The organism is Citrobacter sp. MGH105, from assembly GCF_001037485.2.
GTDB classification, from domain to species: Bacteria; Pseudomonadota; Gammaproteobacteria; order Enterobacterales; family Enterobacteriaceae; genus Citrobacter; species Citrobacter portucalensis.
Map to the genome: position 1 here is coordinate 1918127 of NZ_CP073048.1, position 18941 is coordinate 1937067.

Annotated in this window: 18 protein-coding genes; 10 read left to right on the forward strand and 8 right to left on the reverse strand. The window is 43.3% G+C overall.

Translation table 11 applies throughout. The features are described 5' to 3' along the window. Positions 1-28 precede the first annotated feature (28 nt). From SK35_RS08940 to ugd, 9 genes are all read left to right on the forward strand, one after another. The gene (locus tag SK35_RS08940; protein ID WP_048215969.1) at positions 29-1249 is read left to right on the forward strand and encodes an oligosaccharide flippase family protein; all 1221 of its coding nucleotides are present in this window, start codon (positions 29-31) and stop codon (positions 1247-1249) included. Beyond that, on the forward strand, positions 1222-2289 hold the full coding sequence (locus tag SK35_RS08945) for a glycosyltransferase family 4 protein (protein WP_048215970.1): 1068 nt from the start codon (positions 1222-1224) through the stop codon (positions 2287-2289). The genes SK35_RS08940 and SK35_RS08945 overlap by 28 nt, the downstream gene beginning before the upstream one ends. Beyond that, entirely contained in the window at positions 2286-3368 is a 1083-nt protein-coding gene (locus tag SK35_RS08950) for a hypothetical protein (protein WP_048215971.1), read from the forward strand. The genes SK35_RS08945 and SK35_RS08950 overlap by 4 nt, the downstream gene beginning before the upstream one ends. Beyond that, positions 3349-4284, forward strand: coding sequence for a glycosyltransferase family 2 protein (locus tag SK35_RS08955; RefSeq protein ID WP_048215972.1), 936 nt, complete (start codon positions 3349-3351; stop codon positions 4282-4284). Before SK35_RS08950 ends, SK35_RS08955 begins: the two co-directional genes overlap by 20 nt. Beyond that, on the forward strand, positions 4259-5302 hold the full coding sequence (locus SK35_RS08960) for a glycosyltransferase family 4 protein (RefSeq protein ID WP_082193821.1): 1044 nt from the start codon (positions 4259-4261) through the stop codon (positions 5300-5302). Before SK35_RS08955 ends, SK35_RS08960 begins: the two co-directional genes overlap by 26 nt. After that, positions 5283-6113, forward strand: coding sequence for a glycosyltransferase (locus SK35_RS08965; protein WP_048215974.1), 831 nt, complete (start codon positions 5283-5285; stop codon positions 6111-6113). Before SK35_RS08960 ends, SK35_RS08965 begins: the two co-directional genes overlap by 20 nt. Positions 6114-6247: 134 nt before the next feature. Then, positions 6248-7381: an acyltransferase family protein gene (locus SK35_RS08970; RefSeq protein WP_048215975.1), complete on the forward strand. Its 1134-nt coding sequence runs from the start codon at positions 6248-6250 to the stop codon at positions 7379-7381. A gap of 131 nt (positions 7382-7512) precedes the next feature. After that, positions 7513-8919, forward strand: a complete 1407-nt coding sequence (gndA, locus tag SK35_RS08975; RefSeq protein WP_048215976.1) for an NADP-dependent phosphogluconate dehydrogenase — start codon at positions 7513-7515, stop codon at positions 8917-8919. A 198-nt stretch (positions 8920-9117) separates the two neighbouring features. Beyond that, positions 9118-10284, forward strand: a complete 1167-nt coding sequence (ugd, locus tag SK35_RS08980; RefSeq protein WP_048215977.1) for a UDP-glucose 6-dehydrogenase — start codon at positions 9118-9120, stop codon at positions 10282-10284. Between the two features lie 59 nt (positions 10285-10343). Here ugd and SK35_RS08985 read toward each other — a convergent pair whose 3' ends face one another. Continuing rightward, positions 10344-11348: an NAD-dependent epimerase gene (locus SK35_RS08985; protein WP_048215978.1), complete on the reverse strand. Its 1005-nt coding sequence runs from the start codon at positions 11346-11348 to the stop codon at positions 10344-10346. 399 nt (positions 11349-11747) lie between these two features. On the opposite strand from SK35_RS08985, the gene wzzB reads away from it, so the two are divergent. Beyond that, a complete protein-coding gene (gene wzzB, locus SK35_RS08990; protein WP_048215979.1) occupies positions 11748-12731 on the forward strand; it encodes an LPS O-antigen chain length determinant protein WzzB in 984 nt (327 codons plus the stop codon). A 55-nt stretch (positions 12732-12786) separates the two neighbouring features. Here the strand turns inward: wzzB and hisIE are convergent, their stop codons facing one another. From hisIE to hisD, 7 genes are read right to left on the reverse strand one after another with little or no spacing between them, the layout of a single operon-like run. Further along, positions 12787-13398 (reverse strand): bifunctional phosphoribosyl-AMP cyclohydrolase/phosphoribosyl-ATP diphosphatase HisIE, encoded by a 612-nt coding sequence (hisIE, locus tag SK35_RS08995; RefSeq protein ID WP_048215980.1) that lies wholly within the window; start codon positions 13396-13398, stop codon positions 12787-12789. Further along, positions 13392-14168 (reverse strand): imidazole glycerol phosphate synthase subunit HisF, encoded by a 777-nt coding sequence (hisF, locus tag SK35_RS09000; RefSeq protein ID WP_000880132.1) that lies wholly within the window; start codon positions 14166-14168, stop codon positions 13392-13394. The genes hisIE and hisF overlap by 7 nt, the downstream gene beginning before the upstream one ends. Continuing rightward, a complete protein-coding gene (gene hisA, locus SK35_RS09005) occupies positions 14150-14887 on the reverse strand; it encodes a 1-(5-phosphoribosyl)-5-[(5-phosphoribosylamino)methylideneamino]imidazole-4-carboxamide isomerase (protein WP_008785166.1) in 738 nt (245 codons plus the stop codon). The genes hisF and hisA overlap by 19 nt, the downstream gene beginning before the upstream one ends. Then, positions 14887-15477, reverse strand: coding sequence for an imidazole glycerol phosphate synthase subunit HisH (gene hisH / locus SK35_RS09010; protein WP_048215981.1), 591 nt, complete (start codon positions 15475-15477; stop codon positions 14887-14889). Before hisH ends, hisA begins: the two co-directional genes overlap by 1 nt. After that, positions 15477-16544 (reverse strand): bifunctional histidinol-phosphatase/imidazoleglycerol-phosphate dehydratase HisB, encoded by a 1068-nt coding sequence (gene hisB / locus SK35_RS09015; protein WP_048215982.1) that lies wholly within the window; start codon positions 16542-16544, stop codon positions 15477-15479. The genes hisH and hisB overlap by 1 nt, the downstream gene beginning before the upstream one ends. Beyond that, on the reverse strand, positions 16541-17620 hold the full coding sequence (hisC, locus tag SK35_RS09020; RefSeq protein ID WP_048215983.1) for a histidinol-phosphate transaminase: 1080 nt from the start codon (positions 17618-17620) through the stop codon (positions 16541-16543). The genes hisB and hisC overlap by 4 nt, the downstream gene beginning before the upstream one ends. Further along, the gene (hisD, locus tag SK35_RS09025) at positions 17617-18921 is read right to left on the reverse strand and encodes a histidinol dehydrogenase (protein WP_048215984.1); all 1305 of its coding nucleotides are present in this window, start codon (positions 18919-18921) and stop codon (positions 17617-17619) included. The genes hisC and hisD overlap by 4 nt, the downstream gene beginning before the upstream one ends. Positions 18922-18941: the final 20 nt, after the last annotated feature.

Here is an 18941-nt window from a genome sequence, read left to right on the forward strand (position 1 = left end):
TAGCTTTGTATAAAGATTTAATCATCCCATGAAAAAGAATATATTTTTTTCAATGTTAAGTACTGGGACTAACTATGTCCTCCCATTATTAATTATTCCGTATTGCATTGCTGGCTATGGTTTAGAAGGATATGGAGTTATTTCATTAGCACTTGCATTAACTTCTATTATTGCATTAATCACTCAGTTGAATTTAGAGAATATTTTTGCTTCGCTCTCAATAGAAAAATGCTGGTCAAAAGTCATTGAGATTGTCACAATAAAGTTAACTTTTTTTATTGTGTCCTCAGTGGTTATTTACTTGCTTTTGTTATTATTTATAAATGAAAGTTCTAATATTTTTTTGTTAGGGGGCTGGCCTCTGATATTTTGTGTTTTAAATGTTAATTATTTTTTTATTGCGAAACAAAATTTCAAAATTATTTTTTTATTAAATATTATATCTAAATTATGCTTTACAATCCTTGTCTTTATATTTATTTATTATAGATTACCGACATACTTAGTGGTTATGGGCATGAATGGCTGGTATATCACATCGTCTTTGATTGGATTTATTATCCTAAGGCGAGAGATAATTAATGAAAAACAGCATGAATATGTAAATGATATTTCCGTAAATAAAGTTCTCCTAACATTTAAACAGATTTTACCAGGCTTTAGTTCGTCATTAGCTAGTCTTTTTCTCACTATGTTGGTTCAACCATTTATGGCAATTGTTACAAATAACAACTATAATACAATCGCAATATATTCTATTTGCGACAAAATAATAAGAGCAGTCACTGGGTTTTTAGATTCTATAAATAATGTACTATATTCAAAAATTTCAGATTTAAATAGTATTGTTAAAAAAAATAAAATAGTGTCTGGCGTGTTACTAATATATGTTTTTATTGAAATGATTGGTGGGGTAATAACTGTAAATATATATCCATATATGACGAACTATATTTCAAAACTCAAACAATTCCCCCAAATAGAAGGGTTGCTGTTTCTTATTATACCTATTATAGTTGTAATTACTGTTGGGAATATTCTTTCTTCTTTAGTCCTATTCACTAGTGGTCTTTTTAAACAAGTAACATACGCCATTATATTATCATCAATAACATTTATGCTATTTGTTTTTATTCCTTATTCAGACAAAGGGGCAGAATATTTTCTTTTTGCATTGCTTTGTTCTGAGGGTATCTCTACATGTTTAAAGGTTTGGTTGACATGGAAAAAAACAAAATACTTCAGATAGTCCCTTTTTCAAGTAAAGGAGGGGTTGAATCGATCGCAAATAATCTTTTTTTGAATATGTCTGCTCCTTTTACTATTATTTATGGATTCACTCAAAAAAGTGAATGTGAAAGCTCACAGAAAGTGTATTTCAAAAACTTTCTATCGCTTTTTATGTTTTTACGTAAGAATCACATTAAATTGATACATAGCCATATGTTCTCATTGCGATGGATGATTTTTATTAGATTTTGCTCGATAATATTTAAGGCGAAAGTTGTTACTACGCTACACAGTGATTTTGGGATTGATGCCAACAATCCTAATCTACTAAAGAAAGGTCGAAGATTATTTATTATTAAAATACTTCACTCTATTTTTGGTGGTTTTTTATCAGATAAATGGATTGCGATATCTAGCTCTGTTCAGATTTTGTTATTGGATGTAATTAAAATAAAAGAAAATAGAGTTGTTAAAATATTCAATCCAATTGCTGCTACTACGATTGATATCAATGAATCAGGGAAACGAGAAAATATAGTGTTCGTAGGGAGAGATAGTCAAGAGAAAAATATACCCGATGTATTATATGTTTGGGATAATATTAAAAATTTGTATGATTATACCTCGCTGGTTTTAATCGGAGTTGATTCTGATTCTGAGTCTTTACGAGTTTATAACTCTCTGGAAAAAGAAAGGATTATGGCCCTTGGTTGGTTGGGCAATGAAGAAAAGAAAACTTTTTTAAATGCGTCTATTCTGCAAATAGTTCCGTCTTTTTATGAGGGTTTTTGCTTAGCGGCAGCTGAGGCATTAGAAATGAATATTCCAGTTGTTTCTTATCAATTACCTGTCCTTAGTGAGTTTGGGACCTTATTTGGTGGGGTTAATGCTGTACCTTGCTATGATAGAAATAAGTTACTTGAAGCTGTTAAGGATGAAATTAATAAGGTTAATGAAGGTTACCAAATAAATACTAAAAATATAGTTCATGATTTTTTTTCGCAGAAAAAATTTATTGAACAGCATCGTAATCTATATAAGGAAACAATAGGAAAATGAAGTTCTCGATTGAGAATTGTGTTGTTTTTATGTTAACAGCTTTTTCTGGGATTTATCTGCGCAATTTTCTAGTAAAGCCTGCATATGTGGCTTTAATATTTTCTATTGCATTGATACTTCTGTGTATCATTTATAAAAAAGTTGAAATATCGACTTTTTTAGCTTTCTTAATTTTTTCATTTGTCTTTTATTTATGGTGCACTCAAGTTTTTCTTGAGGGTGAATATGCAACTTTGATTTTCACAAGTTCAATAGTTGTCATATTATTTTTGCCAAATTTAATTAAAAGAACTTCTGGTAAAATAAAATTTGCCTTGGTTCTTGTTGTGATTTTTTATGCTATTGAAGCATTAATTCGAATTCGTAATCCTGATTATAATTACCAAAGCGATGAATTGTCTTCTGGAATATTAGATACTTTTTATATTTATAAAGTAAACAGCATAGCTTTTGAAGACTCCAATTTTGTAGCCATGGTGTTAACTTGTTACTACATACTTAGTCGTGTAGCTGGTCGTGAGAATGATGAGAAAACAAATTTAACGTCTTTATTTTTATTTATTCTGATTGTTTTGACTTTTTCGAGATCGGCATATATCGGAATTGTAATTTTTGAAGCAATGTTCTTTTATAATAACAATAAAAAATATAGATTGCTTAGTATACTAGGAATATGTCTAGTTGCACTTATTGCATTTTACTTTTTACTCGATAAAATAGAATCAGACGGTAGTTTCAAAAGTAAATTTTATATTTTTGAACTTTTCATCACATACTTAGGTAATGTTACTGTAACAAATATAATAACTGGGGTTGGATTTGGAAACACCTTTACTTACTTAGGCATTGGGCCGCATAATATATACATAGCGCTTTTCATTGAGACTGGAGTGTTAGGGTTATTTTTATATCTGTTGATTTTTTTATATCTATATTTAAAGTATACCCTTTGTAGGTTAGCCATAATGCCTATTATGATTATGGGGTTATCTTTTTCACCAATTGCATTGCCATATTTCTATGTGGTGATTTCTTGGTTGATTTATTTAGAGGTGAAAGATGGAAATTATAAAAAATAAAGTTAGTGTATTAATGCCTACCTATAATAGCGCAAAGTATATTGAATTTGCAATTGAGGACATAATAAAGCAAGACTATTCGAATTGGGAACTTATTATAATTGATGACGGTTCTAAAGATAATACAAAAGAAATTTTAGAAAAGTACAGAAGTGAGAAGATTAGAGTTTTCTTTATGCCAATGAATATGGGGATTTCAGCGGCTTTAAACAAAGGACTTCAGGAAGCTCAAGGAGAGTATATATTACGTTTTGATTCCGATGATAGATGTGATTGTGATAGAATTTCGAAGCAACTTTCTTTCTTAAAAGATCATAACCTTGATATGGTCGGAACATCAGTTAAAACCATATCAGAGAATGGCCAATTTATAAGTAAGGCTGATTACTCTGGAAATACTGACCTTTTAATAAAATTACTTCGCTATGAAACTCCAATGCTTCATATTTGGCTTGCAAAGAGGACGGTTTATATGGAAGTTGGGGACTACCGTTTAGATGGTGTGGAGGACTATGACTTTATATTAAGAGCAATCGATTTAGGTTATCAAATTTCAAATATAAAGAATTATTATGGAGTATCAATACGTAAACATGATACCAACACAGCAAGCTTACATGGATGGGATCAGAGAAGGAAATTTAATATTGCTTGGAAATTGCACAAGCAGAGAATTAAATTTGGTAAAGAACAGAGTAGTATTGAAAATTTTGAATCGTCTAATATAGGTAATAAATTACATAACATTTCAAATAATATTTTAAAAAAAGCTCTTATAGAAAATAAAATTATATTAAAATGTTTCTATTCTATAATATCAGCTTTGATTTCTCCTTATCAGTTTCAATATCTCACATTCAGGCTTATTAGTAGATTAATTAAATTTAAACATGAAAATAGCATATTTAATTCCTAGTTTAAAAAAATGTGGACCAGTTAATGTTATGTCCAGTTTGGCGATTGAACTGGCAAAAGAATATGACATTACAGTGTTAGCACTAAAAAGTGGTGATATGCTGCAAAGCCTTACTTCGGCGGGTATTACTGTAAAAGTAGTTTCAATAAAAGCCATGCTATTGGATGTAATAAGTTGTGACTATGATATTGTTCACTCTCACTGTCTTATACCTGATGTAATGTTGGGGGTGGCTTCATTTTTCAATAAAAAGAGCATAACATGCACAACAATTCACAATTTCATTGATGTGGATTATATATATAGTAAAGGATATGTTGTTGGGAAATTAATGGGGCTTTTTAATAGGCTTGCATTAAAGAGAATAAAGTTGAGAATATCTTGTTCAGAAGCGGTTAGAGATTACTGCCAAAGAAATTATGATATTAAATCATATGCTGTATGCAATGGTGTTTATAGCCAAAATGATTTCAATCATACAAAAATATCTGATAAAAAACATGTTGATTTTTATTATTTGGGTGTAATTAATACAAGAAAAAATTTAGAACCTCTTCTATGTGGGTTTAGTTTATTTCTGAATAAGGGGAATAATGATGTGCTACATATTATAGGTGATGGACCGAGTGCTGAAGAGTTAAGGAAAAAATATGAAGGGGATAACATAATCTTTCATGGCACATCAGGTGATCCAGTATCTCTTATAGAAAATTATGATTGTTATGTATCCATGTCGTTTGCAGAGGGGTGTCCTCTAGCATTTTTGGAAAGTTTGTCCCTTGGAAAAAATTATATATGTTCAGATATACCTCCACATCGCGAGATTCACAATAAAGTTCGTAGTGGCTTTCTTGTCTCTTCTTCAGATTTAAATTCTGTAATTAAGGCGTTCGAGCATGCCATTGTAATAAAGGACAGTCAGCGAGAAAATATAACTAACAGTTTTGAACAATATTTCAGCGTGAAGGTCATGTCTCAAAAATATAAGGAAGTATATAATGGTAAACTTAAAGGATAATAGCAATGGGTTTTCAGTGTTAATGTCTCTTTATATGAAAGAAAAACCTGAATATCTTGATAGATGCCTTGAGAGTCTGTTTGAACAAACTATTCATGCGAATGAAATTATAATAGTTCTTGATGGAGCGATCTCAACGGAGTTGACGGCGACAATTGAAAAATGGAAGACATTTTTACCTCTTAAAATACTGCCACTCAAAGAGAATGTTGGTTTAGGTAAGGCATTAAACTTAGGACTAAAGATATGCAGTAATGATATCATCATAAGAATGGATACTGATGATATATGCTTAGAAAACAGATTCGAAACCCAGTACAACTTTTTACTAGCAAACCCTGATATTATCATTGTGGGAAGTAATATCGAAGAGTTCACTACGGATGAGAATATAATTATTGGGAAAAGATTAGTTCCTATTACATATTCAGACATCAAGAAGTACTGTATAATTAGAAATCCATTTAATCATATGTCAGTATGTTTTAGAAAATCAGCAATTGAAAAAATCGGTGGATATCAACATCACCATTTTATGGAAGATTATAATCTTTGGTTAAGAACCATAGCAGCAGGTTTTCAGGTGGCAAATATAGAGCAGTCCCTTGTGAGGGTTAGGGTCGGAGATGATATGCTTAAGAGACGAAGTGGCCTTAAGTATGTAGTCAGTGAATATCATCTGGCTGTATTGAAGTATGATTTAAAATTGCATAGTTTATATGGTGCAGTAACGGTGTTTTTTATTAGATCTTTGCCAAGGTTAATTCCAATTTCAATATTAAGATTGTTTTATAAACATCTAAGAAAATAGATTATGTTTTTGTAATTAACCACGTTTAGCAGCACGTATTTGTTTCTGGCGCAATTTTATTATGTGTTGCAGCACGTATAGAAATATAGTTCTATTTTCTTAGTTAGCTTACTATATAATAATGAAGTGAATATATGGGAAAGATAAAATCAGCTGAGTCGCTTAGAGGTATTGCATGTCTTAGTGTCGTATTATCACATCTATCGTTGGTTTTTTACCCCCAAATGCATAACTTTTATAAAAGTAATCTCCCTGTAAGTCCTGTATTACAAGTAATACATGATTCACCTTTGTCATTTTTTTATTCTGGTACAGGGGCTGTGTTTATTTTTTTTTGTTTGAGTGGCTATGTACTTTCAGCTAGCATTGAATCCGCTCAAAATAAATTAAAAAAGATCAGGGTATCAATAATTAAACGTTATCCTAGATTAGCTATACCAGCTATATTGTCTTGTGTAATCATGTGGGTTTTAATTTGTTTTTTTGATGTGAATCTAAACAATGTCTCATTCTGGTTCTCAAACTCGGTCTATAAAAATTATGGGTTCTTTGAGAGTATTTATTATGGAGCGGTTGAGTCATTTTTATATGGTGAGGCTAAATATAATCCGGTTTTATGGACGATGCAGATTGAGTTTTTTGGATCTATTTTATTATTTACCTATCTACTTTTGAATATTTTTGAAAATGCGGTTAAATTATCTTTTGGTTTTCTTTTTTTATTGTTTTTTGATATGAATGCTATTTTTTTATTGGGTATGTTAAGCTTTATTGTTGGGGCGATAATACGTATGTCTAAGGTAACCGCCTCTCCCAGATATTCTTATTGTGTGTTATTTTTAGGTCTTTATTTTATTGGTGTTCATGATAGTAGTGTCAGTTATACTTTGTTTTATGATCTGGCTGTATCAATTAACCCAACTTATATTGCATATGTCTATCCGGTGCTTAACTTTTTGGGTGGTTTGTTGATTGTTCTTTCGGTTGTAAAATTTAATATAATGAGCCGTTTTTTTGGATCTGATTTCTTTAATTACTTAGGGAAGTTATCGTTTTCTATATACTTGATACATTTTAGTGTGATTTACATATTCACTATACCGGTTTTTAACTACTTATCACTACTCAATGTTGGCTTTTGGTATTCTTCTCTATTGGTTGTTGTTCTTACGTTTATTATTCTAATTCCATTTTCTATAATATTCGAAAAATTTGTGGACGCATTTTCAATAAAAATCTCTAATTTAATCGCACAAAAAGCATATTGACTTTAACTGTGCGAGTTTCTGCATTCCCTATTTTGATAACTTTTAAAATTAATCTTTATAGGATAATATTCACTAAAGATATTCAAGCCGTGCATACGTCGCGCGGGGACCACACCTGACAGGAGTACATAATGTCCAAACAACAGATCGGCGTCGTCGGTATGGCAGTGATGGGGCGCAACCTGGCGCTCAACATCGAAAGCCGTGGTTATACCGTCTCCATCTTCAACCGCTCCCGCGAGAAAACTGAAGAAGTTGTTGCCGAGAACCCGGGTAAGAAACTGGTTCCTTATTACACGGTGAAAGAGTTCGTCGAGTCTCTTGAAACCCCACGTCGTATCCTGTTAATGGTTAAAGCAGGCGCAGGCACAGATGCTGCTATCGATTCCCTGAAGCCGTATCTGGATAAAGGCGACATCATCATTGATGGTGGTAACACCTTCTTCCAGGACACTATCCGTCGTAACCGTGAACTGTCCGCTGAAGGTTTTAACTTCATCGGTACTGGCGTATCCGGCGGTGAAGAGGGTGCTCTTAAAGGCCCTTCCATCATGCCTGGTGGTCAGAAAGAAGCCTATGAACTGGTTGCGCCGATCCTGACCAAAATCGCAGCCGTTGCGGAAGATGGCGAGCCGTGCGTGACCTATATTGGCGCTGACGGCGCAGGCCATTACGTGAAGATGGTTCACAACGGCATCGAATATGGCGATATGCAGCTGATTGCTGAAGCCTATTCTCTGCTGAAAGGCGGTCTGAACCTGTCTAACGAAGAGCTGGCAACTACCTTCACCGAGTGGAATGAAGGCGAGCTGAGCAGTTACCTGATCGACATCACCAAAGACATCTTCACCAAAAAAGATGAAGACGGTAAATACCTTGTTGATGTGATCCTGGACGAAGCGGCGAACAAAGGTACCGGTAAATGGACCAGCCAGAGCTCTCTGGATCTGGGCGAACCGCTGTCGTTGATCACCGAATCCGTATTCGCTCGCTATATCTCTTCTCTGAAAGACCAGCGCGTTGCGGCATCTAAAGTACTGTCCGGCCCGCAGGCTCAACCGGCTGGTGATAAAGCAGAGTTTGTTGAGAAAGTTCGTCGCGCGCTGTACCTGGGTAAAATCGTCTCTTACGCGCAGGGCTTCTCTCAACTGCGTGCTGCGTCTGACGAATACAACTGGGATCTGAACTACGGTGAAATCGCGAAGATCTTCCGCGCAGGTTGCATCATTCGTGCGCAGTTCTTGCAGAAAATCACTGACGCTTATGCTGAAAACAAAGGCATTGCTAACCTGCTGCTGGCTCCGTACTTCAAAAATATCGCTGACGAATATCAACAAGCGCTGCGTGATGTAGTGGCTTACGCTGTGCAGAACGGTATTCCGGTACCGACCTTCTCTGCAGCGGTAGCCTACTACGACAGCTACCGTTCTGCGGTGCTGCCGGCTAACCTGATCCAGGCCCAGCGCGACTACTTTGGTGCACATACGTATAAACGCACCGATAAAGAAGGTGTGTTCCACACCGAATGGCTGGATTAATCTGATTTAGTCTAACTGTAAATGCAGGCCCGGAGCGCTCCTCCGGGCTTTTTTATTGCCAAAAAATGGGATTCAGTCAGGTCTGATATCCGGTGTTGTAGCAAAGCACGATATACTGGTGCAATGCAGAGCCGATGCGCGACGTTGTTTGCAGCGTGTTCACCCTCAAATGTTTAACCGGAAGAAGTTACACAGCGAATGAAGATAACTATCTCAGGAACAGGTTATGTTGGTTTGTCGAACGGTATTCTGATTGCCCAGCACCATGAAGTGGTCGCTCTGGATATCGTTCCGACGAAGGTCGAGATGCTGAATCAGAAAAAATCGCCGATCGTTGATAGAGAGATCGAAGAGTATCTGGCGACAAAACAGCTGAATTTCCGTGCAACGACCGATAAGTATGATGCTTACCGCGACGCGGACTACGTCATCATCGCTACACCGACTGATTACGATCCGAAAACGAACTACTTTAACACCTCCAGCGTCGAGTCAGTGATCCGCGATGTGGTCGAAATCAACCCAAATGCGGTGATGGTAATTAAATCAACGATTCCTGTTGGCTTTACGAACTCCATTAAAGAACAGTTAGGTATCGACAATATTTTCTTTTCGCCAGAATTCCTGCGTGAAGGCCGTGCGCTGTACGACAACCTGCATCCGTCCCGTATCGTTATTGGTGAACGCTCTGAACGCGCCGAGCGGTTTGCTGCGTTGTTGCAGGAAGGTGCGGTTAAAAAAGATATTCCGACGCTGTTTACCGACTCGACTGAAGCTGAAGCCATCAAGCTGTTTGCTAACACCTATCTGGCGTTACGTGTGGCTTACTTTAACGAGCTGGATAGCTATGCAGAAAGTCTTGGCTTGAACTCACGGCAGATTATTGAAGGTGTGTGCCTGGATCCGCGTATCGGTAATCACTACAACAATCCGTCATTCGGCTATGGTGGCTACTGTCTGCCGAAAGATACTAAGCAGTTGCTGGCGAACTACGCGTCTGTGCCGAATAACATTATTGGCGCGATCGTTGATGCGAACCGTACGCGTAAGGACTTCATTGCAGATTCTATTCTTGCGCGTAAGCCTAAGGTGGTTGGCGTGTACCGTTTGATCATGAAAAGTGGTTCCGATAATTTCCGGGCTTCATCGATTCAGGGCATCATGAAGCGCATCAAGGCAAAGGGCGTGCCCGTTATTATCTATGAACCGGTCATGGAAGAGGATGAATTTTTCCATTCCCGAGTTGTGCGTGATCTTAATGCGTTCAAAAATGAAGCAGATATTATTATTTCTAACCGCATGACGTCAGAATTAGCTGATGTTGCCGATAAAGTTTATACCCGCGATTTGTTTGGTAGTGATTAATCTCGTCTCCATAAAAAAGGCCTTATATAAGGCCTTTTTTATTTTAATCAGGTCAGTAATTAAACTTTGTAGAAATCACGGTACCAGTCAACAAAGTTCTTCACCCCATCTTTAACCGTGGTTTCAGGTTTAAAACCAATAACATCATGCAGTGCTTTAGTGTCTGCGCTGGTTTCCAGCACATCACCTGGCTGTAGCGGTAGCATATTTTTCTTCGCTTCAATACTCAGTGCATCTTCCAGAGCCTGGATATAGTCCATGAGCTCAACCGGTGAACTATTGCCGATATTGTAAACGCGATAGGGCGCAATGCTGGCTGCTGGCGTGCCTGTTTCAACGGTCCATTGTGTGTCTGCGTGTGGAATGACATCCTGCAGGCGAATGATTGCTTCTGCGATATCATCAATATAGGTAAAGTCACGCTTCATTTTTCCGTAGTTATAGACGTCAATACTCTTCCCTTCCAGCATCGCTTTGGTGAACTTGAACAGCGCCATATCAGGACGACCCCAAGGACCGTACACGGTGAAAAAACGCAACCCGGTTGTGGGCAATCCGTACAAATGGGAATAAGTATGGGCCATCAGTTCGTTGGCTTTTTTGGTTGCTGCATACAGCGACACGGGATGATCGACGGAATCATCCGTAGAGAAAGGCATTTTGCGATTCAGGCCGTAAACTGAACTGGATGAGGCATAGAGTAAATGCTGAATTTTATGATGGCGACACCCTTCCAGTATGTTCAGAAAGCCGGTGAGATTTGAGTCTGCGTAGGCATGCGGGTTTTCGAGTGAATAACGTACGCCAGCCTGTGCTGCGAGATGGATCACACGTTCAAAATACCCGGATGCGAAGAGTTCACTCATACCCTCGCGGTCGGCTAAATCAATTTTATGAAACTGGAAACCAGGCTGTGCAAGTAATCCCAGACGAGCTTGTTTAAGGCTGACGTCGTAGTAATCGTTCAGGTTATCAATACCGACTACTTGATGGCCAGCCTCAAGGAGGCGTTTGCTAACGTGGAAGCCGATGAAACCAGCGGCACCCGTAACCAGGTATTTCATGTTTATTCCTCTTTTTGGCTAAATAATAGCCAGACACCAACAGGTGCTACTAAAAAGTGGAATGATACCTTTAGATGGTAAAAAAGCTAATTGTTATATTATTTACGCCTACCATTTTTACTGGTCAGAAGGTAAGTATTCACGATATGAATTCAATAAAATGAATTGTAAAGTATAACGATTAGCGGGCATGAAACCTGTTTGTTGATGGTTTTTTGCGCATGAAGATGTTCTTTGAGTATTGACACTTTTGTTTAATCGTATCGCTATTCAGTAGTGTTTGAAATACCAATCAAAATCCCAGAAACAATTTGATTTTTTTATCATTAATCCTATGGCATTGCCTCAATTTATAGCTAAACTAATCCCAGTTTAAGTCTTTCCTTATCTAGGGTTTCTATGTCTGTAAGTGATAACAACATGTCCGGGCGCAGTCACGATCCGGAACAGATTGATCTGATTGATTTACTGGTACAGTTGTGGCGTGGGAAAGTAACAATCGTTATCGCGATTGTTATTGCCATAGTGCTTGCTGTGGGCTATTTGGCAGTTGCCAAGGAGAAATGGACCTCAACAGCCATCATCACCCAACCGGATGTTGGTCAGATAGCCACATATAACAACGCCCTCAATGTGTTGTATGATGCCAGTGCGCCTAAGGCCACTGAACTTCAGGCAAATGTGATCGGGCGATTCAGCACCTCTTTATCCGCATTGGCTGAAATGCTAGATAATCAGGAAAAACCACAGAAACTGTCAATTGAACAGTCTGTTAAAGGTCAACCGCTGCCGCTAGCGGTTTCTTATGTGGGTAACTCACCAGAAGACGCTCAGCGTCAACTGGCTGAATACATTCAACAAACAGATGAAAAGGTTGCTAAAGAGCTGGAGCTTGACCTGGTTGATAATATCAAGTTGCAAACAACCACGTTGCAAGACTCTCTGAAAACTCAGGAAGTGGTCGCGCAGGAGCAAAAAGATCTGCGAATTAAGCAAATTCAGGAAGCGCTGCGTTATGCAGAGCAGGCCGGGGTGACTAAGCCGCAAATTCAGCAGACGCAGGATGTGACGCAGGACAGTATGTTCCTGTTGGGTAGTGATGCCCTGAAATCCATGATTGAGCACGAATCTACACGTCCTTTGATATTGTCTGATAACTACTTCCAGACCAAGCAAAAGCTTTTGGATATTGAAAGTCTTAAGCTTGAAGGGGCTGAGTTACACGCCTACCGCTATGTGATGAAACCAACGTTACCGATTCGTCGTGACAGCCCGAAAAAAGCGATTACCCTCGTGCTGGCGGTTCTGCTCGGTGGGATGGTTGGTGCAGGCGTAGTGCTGGGGCGAAATGCTCTGCGTGGTTACAAAGTCAAAGCTGAGTAAGTCTAAAGCTGACAACAAAAAACCGGGCTTTGCCCGGTTTTTTTACGTCTGCAGATTACTGATGACGCTTACGTAAATTCTCAATCACCGTCGTCAGGTCGAGGTCCTGGTCTTGCAGCAGCACCAGCAGGTGATAAATCAGATCAGAAGCTTCATTTGTCAGCTCAAAACGATCGTTCACCGTCGCGGCCAGCGCGGTTTCTACGCCTTCTTCACCCACTTTCTGTGCGATGCGTTTGGTGCCGCTGGCATACAGTTTCGCGGTATAGGAGCTGGCTGGGTCAGCGGTTTTACGTTCGGCCAGCAGTTGTTCAAGCTGATACAGGAACAGCCACTGGTGGCTGGCGTCACCAAAGCAGCTTGAGGTGCCTTTATGGCAGGTTGGGCCAATCGGGTTAACCAGAACGAGCAGAGTGTCGTTGTCGCAGTCAGGCGCAATGCTCACCACATTCAGGAAGTGACCGGAGGTTTCTCCTTTGGTCCACAGGCGCTGCTTGGTCCGTGAGAAAAAGGTCACTTTGCCGCTTTCGAGCGTTTTATCCAGCGCCTCCGGGTTCATATACCCCAGCATCAATACTTCACCGGAAACCGCATGCTGCACGATGACTGGCATCAGCCCGTCGGTTTTTTCCCAGTCCAGTTCGCGGCATTGTTGCTTCGTTAACATATCCTGATCTCCACGCCCTGTGTTGCCAGGTACGCTTTTAATTCACCAATATTGATAATTTGCTTGTGGAAGACGGAGGCGGCAAGCGCGCCGTCAACGTCGGCATCCCGGAAAGCTTCCAGAAAATGTTCCATGGTGCCCGCACCGCCGGAGGCAATCAGCGGTACGTGGCAAACATCACGCACTTTTTTCAGTTGCTCCAGGTCATAACCGTTACGTACGCCGTCCTGGTTCATCATGTTCAGGACGATTTCGCCCGCGCCGCGTTTTTGGACTTCCTGCACCCAGTCCAGTGTTTCCCACTGAGTGACGCGGGTACGGCTTTCATCTCCGGTATACTGATTTACATGATATTTGCCGGTGTCGGCGTCATACCAGGTATCAATGCCCACCACGATGCACTGCACGCCAAAGCGATCAGCCAGACGGGTGATAAGTTCCGGTTCGGCCAACGCCGGGGAGTTGATGGAGATTTTGTCCGCCCCGAAGGAGAGAATGCGCGCCGCATCGTCGATGGATTTAATGCCGCCGGCTACGCAGAACGGAATATCAATCACTTCCGCCACGCGTGATACCCAGCTTTTATCCACTACGCGTCCATCGCTGGAAGCGGTGATATCGTAGAACACCAGTTCATCTGCGCCTTCATCGGCATAGCGTTTTGCCAGCGGGACAATGTCGCCAATAATCTCGTGATTACGGAACTGGACACCTTTCACCACCTGCCCATCACGGACGTCCAGACAAGGAATTATGCGTTTTGCCAGCATTGAATGGCCTCCTCAACGGTGAACTTTCCTTCCAGCAGGGCTCGTCCGACGATCACGCCGCGAACTCCGGTCCCGCGCAGGGCCGCTACGTCCTCGATTCCGCCAATGCCGCCAGATGACTGAAATGCCACCTGCGGGTATTTGGCGCACACTTCTTCATACAGCGCGACGTTTGAGCCTGCCAGCGTACCGTCGCGGGAGATATCGGTGCACAGCACGTGCTTCAGGCCGACGGGTAAATAGGTCTCAACCAGTTCTTCCAGTGAAACCCCGGAATCTTCCTGCCAGCCACTGACCGCAACTTGTTTATTACCGTGCTCGTCAATACGAACGTCCAGCGCCAGTACCAGCGCATCGGCACCAAAACGGGCAAACCAGCTTTTGACTATCTCGGGGGATTTTACCGCCGTCGAACCCACCACCACGCGTGCCACACCTGCGTCAAGAAGCGCCGCCACGTCTGCTTCCGTACGCACGCCGCCGCCAACCTGTACCGGAACATTGACGCCAGCGACCAGCGTTTTGATCAGCGGGATCTGGCGCTGCGCCGGGTCTTTCGCGCCGGTTAAATCAACCAGGTGCAGCACTTCAGCACCCTGGGCTGCATAATCCTGCAAACGGGGGAGAGGATCGTTGCCGTAATCACGTTGCTTAGCGTAATCGCCCTGATGAAGACGCACCACCGTGCCGTCGATTAAATCTAATGCCGGAATAATCATTACATCTCCAGAAAGTTTTTCAGCAACTGTGCCCCAGCCGCGCCCGAACGTTCCGGGTGAAACTGTACGCCAAAGAAATTGTCTTTTTGTACTGCCGCGGTAAACGGTTCGCCGTAATTGCACTGGGCGATGGTCCACGGGTTTACCGGCATAGCGTAGCTGTGTACAAAGTAGAAATAGGCGCCATCTCCAATGCCCTGGAACAGACGATTTCCCGCCTGCGGATAGACGCGATTCCAGCCCATATGCGGCAGCGGCAGACCGAAATCGGTCATCTTCGGGACGTCTTGCTCAATAATGCCCAGCAGGGAGACACCGTTACTCTCTTCGCTGCGACGGCCCAGCAGTTGCATACCTAAACAGATCCCCAGTACCGGTTGAGTACAGGCTTTAATCAGTTCAATCAGTTCGCGCTCGTGCAACTGGTCCATAGCCGCCTGCGCGGTGCCGACGCCCGGCAGAAATAGTTTATCGGCGCGCAGCACCACGTCCGGGTCACGGCTGACAACCGGGTCGTATCCGTGGCGTGCGACGGCGGATTTTACCGAATGCAGGTTGGCGCAGCCGGTGTCCAGAATCACCACGTTCATTACAGCACTCCTTTTGAGGAGGGCAGCGTGTCGCCTTCTACACGAATCGCCTGACGCAGCGTACGGCCAAAGGCTTTAAACAGGCTTTCCACGCGGTGGTGATCATTTTTGCCTTTGGTTTTCAGGTGCAGGGTGACGCCCATGGTGTAGGAGAGTGAACGGAAGAAGTGTTCGATCATCTCCGTGCTCAGATCGCCAACGCGCTGGTAGGTAAACTCCGCGCGGTACTCCAGGTGTGGACGGCCGGAGATATCCAGCGCGCAACGTGCCAGGCACTCATCCATCGGCAGTACAAAACCAAAACGATTGATGCCGCGTTTATCGCCTAACGCCAGCTTTAAGGCTTCGCCCAGCGCCAGACCGGTATCTTCAACGGTGTGGTGATCGTCTATATACAGATCGCCCTTGACGGCAATCTCCATGCGAAAACCGCCGTGGGTGGCGATTTGATCCAGCATGTGGTCAAAGAAGCCAACGCCAGTATTGATTTTGCTGCGGCCTTCGCGGTCCAGCCAGACTTTGACGTCAATCTGCGTTTCTTTAGTATTACGCTCAACGTGTGCGTAGCGGTCACGTTTGGTCAACTGCTCGCCGATCATCGCCCAGTTCAGGGTATCGCGATGGTAACGAAATCCGCTAATGCCCATGTTTTCAGCGAGCTGAATATCGGTCGCCCGATCACCAATGACGTAGCTGTTCGCCATATCCATGGCCTGTTCAACCAGATACTGTTCAACCAGCTTCACTTTTGGCTTACGGCAATCACACTCGTCCGCTGGCAAGTGCGGGCAGATCAATACCTCATCAAACGTTACGCCCTGAGAGGTGAAAATTTGCATCATCAGGTTATGCGGACCGTCAAAATCAGCCTGCGGGAAACTCTGGGTTCCGAGTCCATCCTGGTTAGTGATCATAACCAGCTTAAAACCTGCTTTTTGCAGTTTCAGCAAAACGGGAACAACTTCCGGCTCGAAGGCGAGTTTGTCAAAGCGATCGACCTGAAAGTCACTTGGCGGTTCGGAAATCAGGGTTCCATCACGGTCAATAAAAAGATACTTCTGGCTCATACTTGCTCCGCACGTAAGGCGTCAATGACGCGCTGGCTCTCTTCACGGGTTCCGACAGTAATTCGCAGGCAGCCGCTTAACGAAGGTTGTTTATTCTGATCTCGTAAGATAATGCCCTGATCCCACAAAGATTTAAATACGCTGCTTGATGCGGTGAAGCGCGCCAGAACATAGTTGGTTTCAGAATCGAATACCTGCTCTACACAGCGAATTGTTTTCAGGTTATCTACCAGATACTGACGCTCTTCCAGGATCTGCTCTACGCGTTTACGCATGGCGGAAATCCCTTGCGGCGTCAGCGCCTGGGCGGCGATATCTGCCACCGGCGTAGAGAGTGGGTAAGGGGCTATCACCTTTAACAGCAGATTGATAACCTCTTCATTCGCCAGCGTAAACCCGCAGCGTAAACCGGCGAGCGCAAACGCTTTGGACAACGTGCGTAATATCACCAGATGCGGATACTCAGACAGCCAGCCTGCCAGCGTGGCCTGTGGGCAAAACTCGATATAGGCCTCATCAGCGACCACAATAGCTTTACCCTGCGCCATTTCGAGCAGTGAACGCAGATCCTGCGGGTTAATTAGCTGGCCGGTTGGGTTATTAGGGCTGCATACGTAGACCACCTTCACGCCATCAAGCTTGTCCGCGATGCCTTGCAAATCAAGTTGCCAGCTATCAAGGGTTGGAACGGTGCGGCACTCAACGCCAATCGTTTCGGCGCTGACGCTGTACATGCCGTAAGTCGGCGGGCAGTACAGAATGGCATCTTTACCGGGTTCGCAAAAAGCGCGCACCAGCAGTTCGATCCCTTCATCTGCGCCGCGGCTGACCAGTACCTGCTCCGGTTTGACGTCAGCATACTGCGCGTAATTCTCAATCACTGCTTTCGGCTGGCATTCAGGGTAGCGGTTCAGCGTTTGCTGAGTGAGCTGGAACTCAACGGCGGTTGGGTACTCATTCGCGTTGAGCCAGACATCGCCGTTACCGCCGAGACGGCGGGCAGACTGATAGGGTGTTAACTCGCGAACATTCTTACGGGCTAAATCAGTGACGCTGAGAAAGTTGTCAGTGCTCATGCTTGCTCCTTCAGGGCGTTAACGCGCAGGGTGACGGCATTTTTGTGGGCAGTCAGTCGTTCAGCAGCGGCCAGTATTTCAATGGTTGAGGCCAGGGCAGAGAAACCTTGTGGGGTTAATTCCTGTACGGTCATCCGTTTCTGGAAATCAGCCAGCCCAAGGCTTGAGCAGGTCGCGGTATAGCCGTAGGTCGGAAGAACGTGGTTGGTGCCAGAAGCATAGTCGCCTGCGGATTCCGGCGACCAGTCGCCGAGGAACACCGAACCGGCGCTGGTGATCTCATCAACCAGTTCACGCGCGTTGCGAGTCTGAATAATCAGGTGTTCCGGACCGTAGGCGTTAGATATTTCAACGCACTGCGCCAGATCTTTCGCCACGATTAAGCGGCTGGCGGAGAGTGCCTGACGTGCGGTCTCAGCGCGGGAAAGCTCAGCGAGCTGGCGTTCAACGGCTTTGGCAACTCCTTCGGCAAGCGTAGCGTCTGGCGTCAGGAGAATAACCTGCGAGTCGGGGCCGTGTTCTGCCTGAGATAGCAGGTCAGAGGCAACAAAGTCCGGCGTCGCACCGCTGTCGGCGATAACCAGCACTTCGGACGGGCCAGCAGGCATGTCGATGGCCGCGCCGTCAAGACGCTGGCTGACCTGGCGTTTGGCTTCGGTCACATACGCATTGCCCGGCCCGAAGATTTTATCGACCTTAGGAATAGATTCGGTGCCCAGCGCCAGCGCGGCAATAGCCTGCGCGCCGCCTACATTAAACACCTCTTTTACGCCACACAGCTGCGCGGCGTAGAGGATTTCATCGGCAATCGGCGGCGGTGAGCACAGCACCACTTTTTTGCAACCGGCGATGCGCGCCGGGGTCGCCAGCATTAATACGGTGGAAAACAGCGGCGCCGAACCTCCAGGAATATACAGGCCCACGGAAGCGATAGGGCGGGTAACCTGCTGGCAACGCACGCCTGGCTGGGTCTCGATATCCACCGGTGGCAGGATCTGCGCGGTGTGGAAAGTATCAATATTACGCACCGCCGCCTGCATGGCTTGTTTCAGTTCGTCGCTCAGGCGACTGCTGGCTTGCTGGATTTCTTCCTCGGTCACGCGCAGCGCGCCAACCTCGGTTTTATCGAACTTTGCGCTGTATTCACGCAGCGCCCGGTCGCCGTTATTTTTGACGTTCTCAAGGATCTCGGCCACCGTACGGCTGATGCTTTCAGAGGCGGAAATCGCCGGGCGCATCAGCAGTTCGCGCTGCTGCTCAGGGCTACAGCTATTCCAGTCAATCAGGGTATTGAAGCTCATGGTCGTTACTCCATCATCGG

What these genes read in the sequence shown, in the direction of transcription:
- SK35_RS08940 (WP_048215969.1), top strand. Translation starts at nt 29, where the DNA reads ATGAAAAAGAATATATTTTTTTCAATGTTAAGTACTGGGACTAACTAT.
- SK35_RS08945 (WP_048215970.1), top strand. Translation starts at nt 1,222, where the DNA reads ATGGAAAAAAACAAAATACTTCAGATAGTCCCTTTTTCAAGTAAAGGA.
- SK35_RS08950 (WP_048215971.1), top strand. Translation starts at nt 2,286, where the DNA reads ATGAAGTTCTCGATTGAGAATTGTGTTGTTTTTATGTTAACAGCTTTT.
- SK35_RS08955 (WP_048215972.1), top strand. Translation starts at nt 3,349, where the DNA reads ATGGAAATTATAAAAAATAAAGTTAGTGTATTAATGCCTACCTATAAT.
- SK35_RS08960 (WP_082193821.1), top strand. Translation starts at nt 4,259, where the DNA reads ATGAAAATAGCATATTTAATTCCTAGTTTAAAAAAATGTGGACCAGTT.
- SK35_RS08965 (WP_048215974.1), top strand. Translation starts at nt 5,283, where the DNA reads ATGGTAAACTTAAAGGATAATAGCAATGGGTTTTCAGTGTTAATGTCT.
- SK35_RS08970 (WP_048215975.1), top strand. Translation starts at nt 6,248, where the DNA reads ATGGGAAAGATAAAATCAGCTGAGTCGCTTAGAGGTATTGCATGTCTT.
- gndA (WP_048215976.1), top strand. Translation starts at nt 7,513, where the DNA reads ATGTCCAAACAACAGATCGGCGTCGTCGGTATGGCAGTGATGGGGCGC.
- ugd (WP_048215977.1), top strand. Translation starts at nt 9,118, where the DNA reads ATGAAGATAACTATCTCAGGAACAGGTTATGTTGGTTTGTCGAACGGT.
- SK35_RS08985 (WP_048215978.1), bottom strand. Translation starts at nt 11,348, where the DNA reads ATGAAATACCTGGTTACGGGTGCCGCTGGTTTCATCGGCTTCCACGTT.
- wzzB (WP_048215979.1), top strand. Translation starts at nt 11,748, where the DNA reads ATGTCTGTAAGTGATAACAACATGTCCGGGCGCAGTCACGATCCGGAA.
- hisIE (WP_048215980.1), bottom strand. Translation starts at nt 13,398, where the DNA reads ATGTTAACGAAGCAACAATGCCGCGAACTGGACTGGGAAAAAACCGAC.
- hisF (WP_000880132.1), bottom strand. Translation starts at nt 14,168, where the DNA reads ATGCTGGCAAAACGCATAATTCCTTGTCTGGACGTCCGTGATGGGCAG.
- hisA (WP_008785166.1), bottom strand. Translation starts at nt 14,887, where the DNA reads ATGATTATTCCGGCATTAGATTTAATCGACGGCACGGTGGTGCGTCTT.
- hisH (WP_048215981.1), bottom strand. Translation starts at nt 15,477, where the DNA reads ATGAACGTGGTGATTCTGGACACCGGCTGCGCCAACCTGCATTCGGTA.
- hisB (WP_048215982.1), bottom strand. Translation starts at nt 16,544, where the DNA reads ATGAGCCAGAAGTATCTTTTTATTGACCGTGATGGAACCCTGATTTCC.
- hisC (WP_048215983.1), bottom strand. Translation starts at nt 17,620, where the DNA reads ATGAGCACTGACAACTTTCTCAGCGTCACTGATTTAGCCCGTAAGAAT.
- hisD (WP_048215984.1), bottom strand. Translation starts at nt 18,921, where the DNA reads ATGAGCTTCAATACCCTGATTGACTGGAATAGCTGTAGCCCTGAGCAG.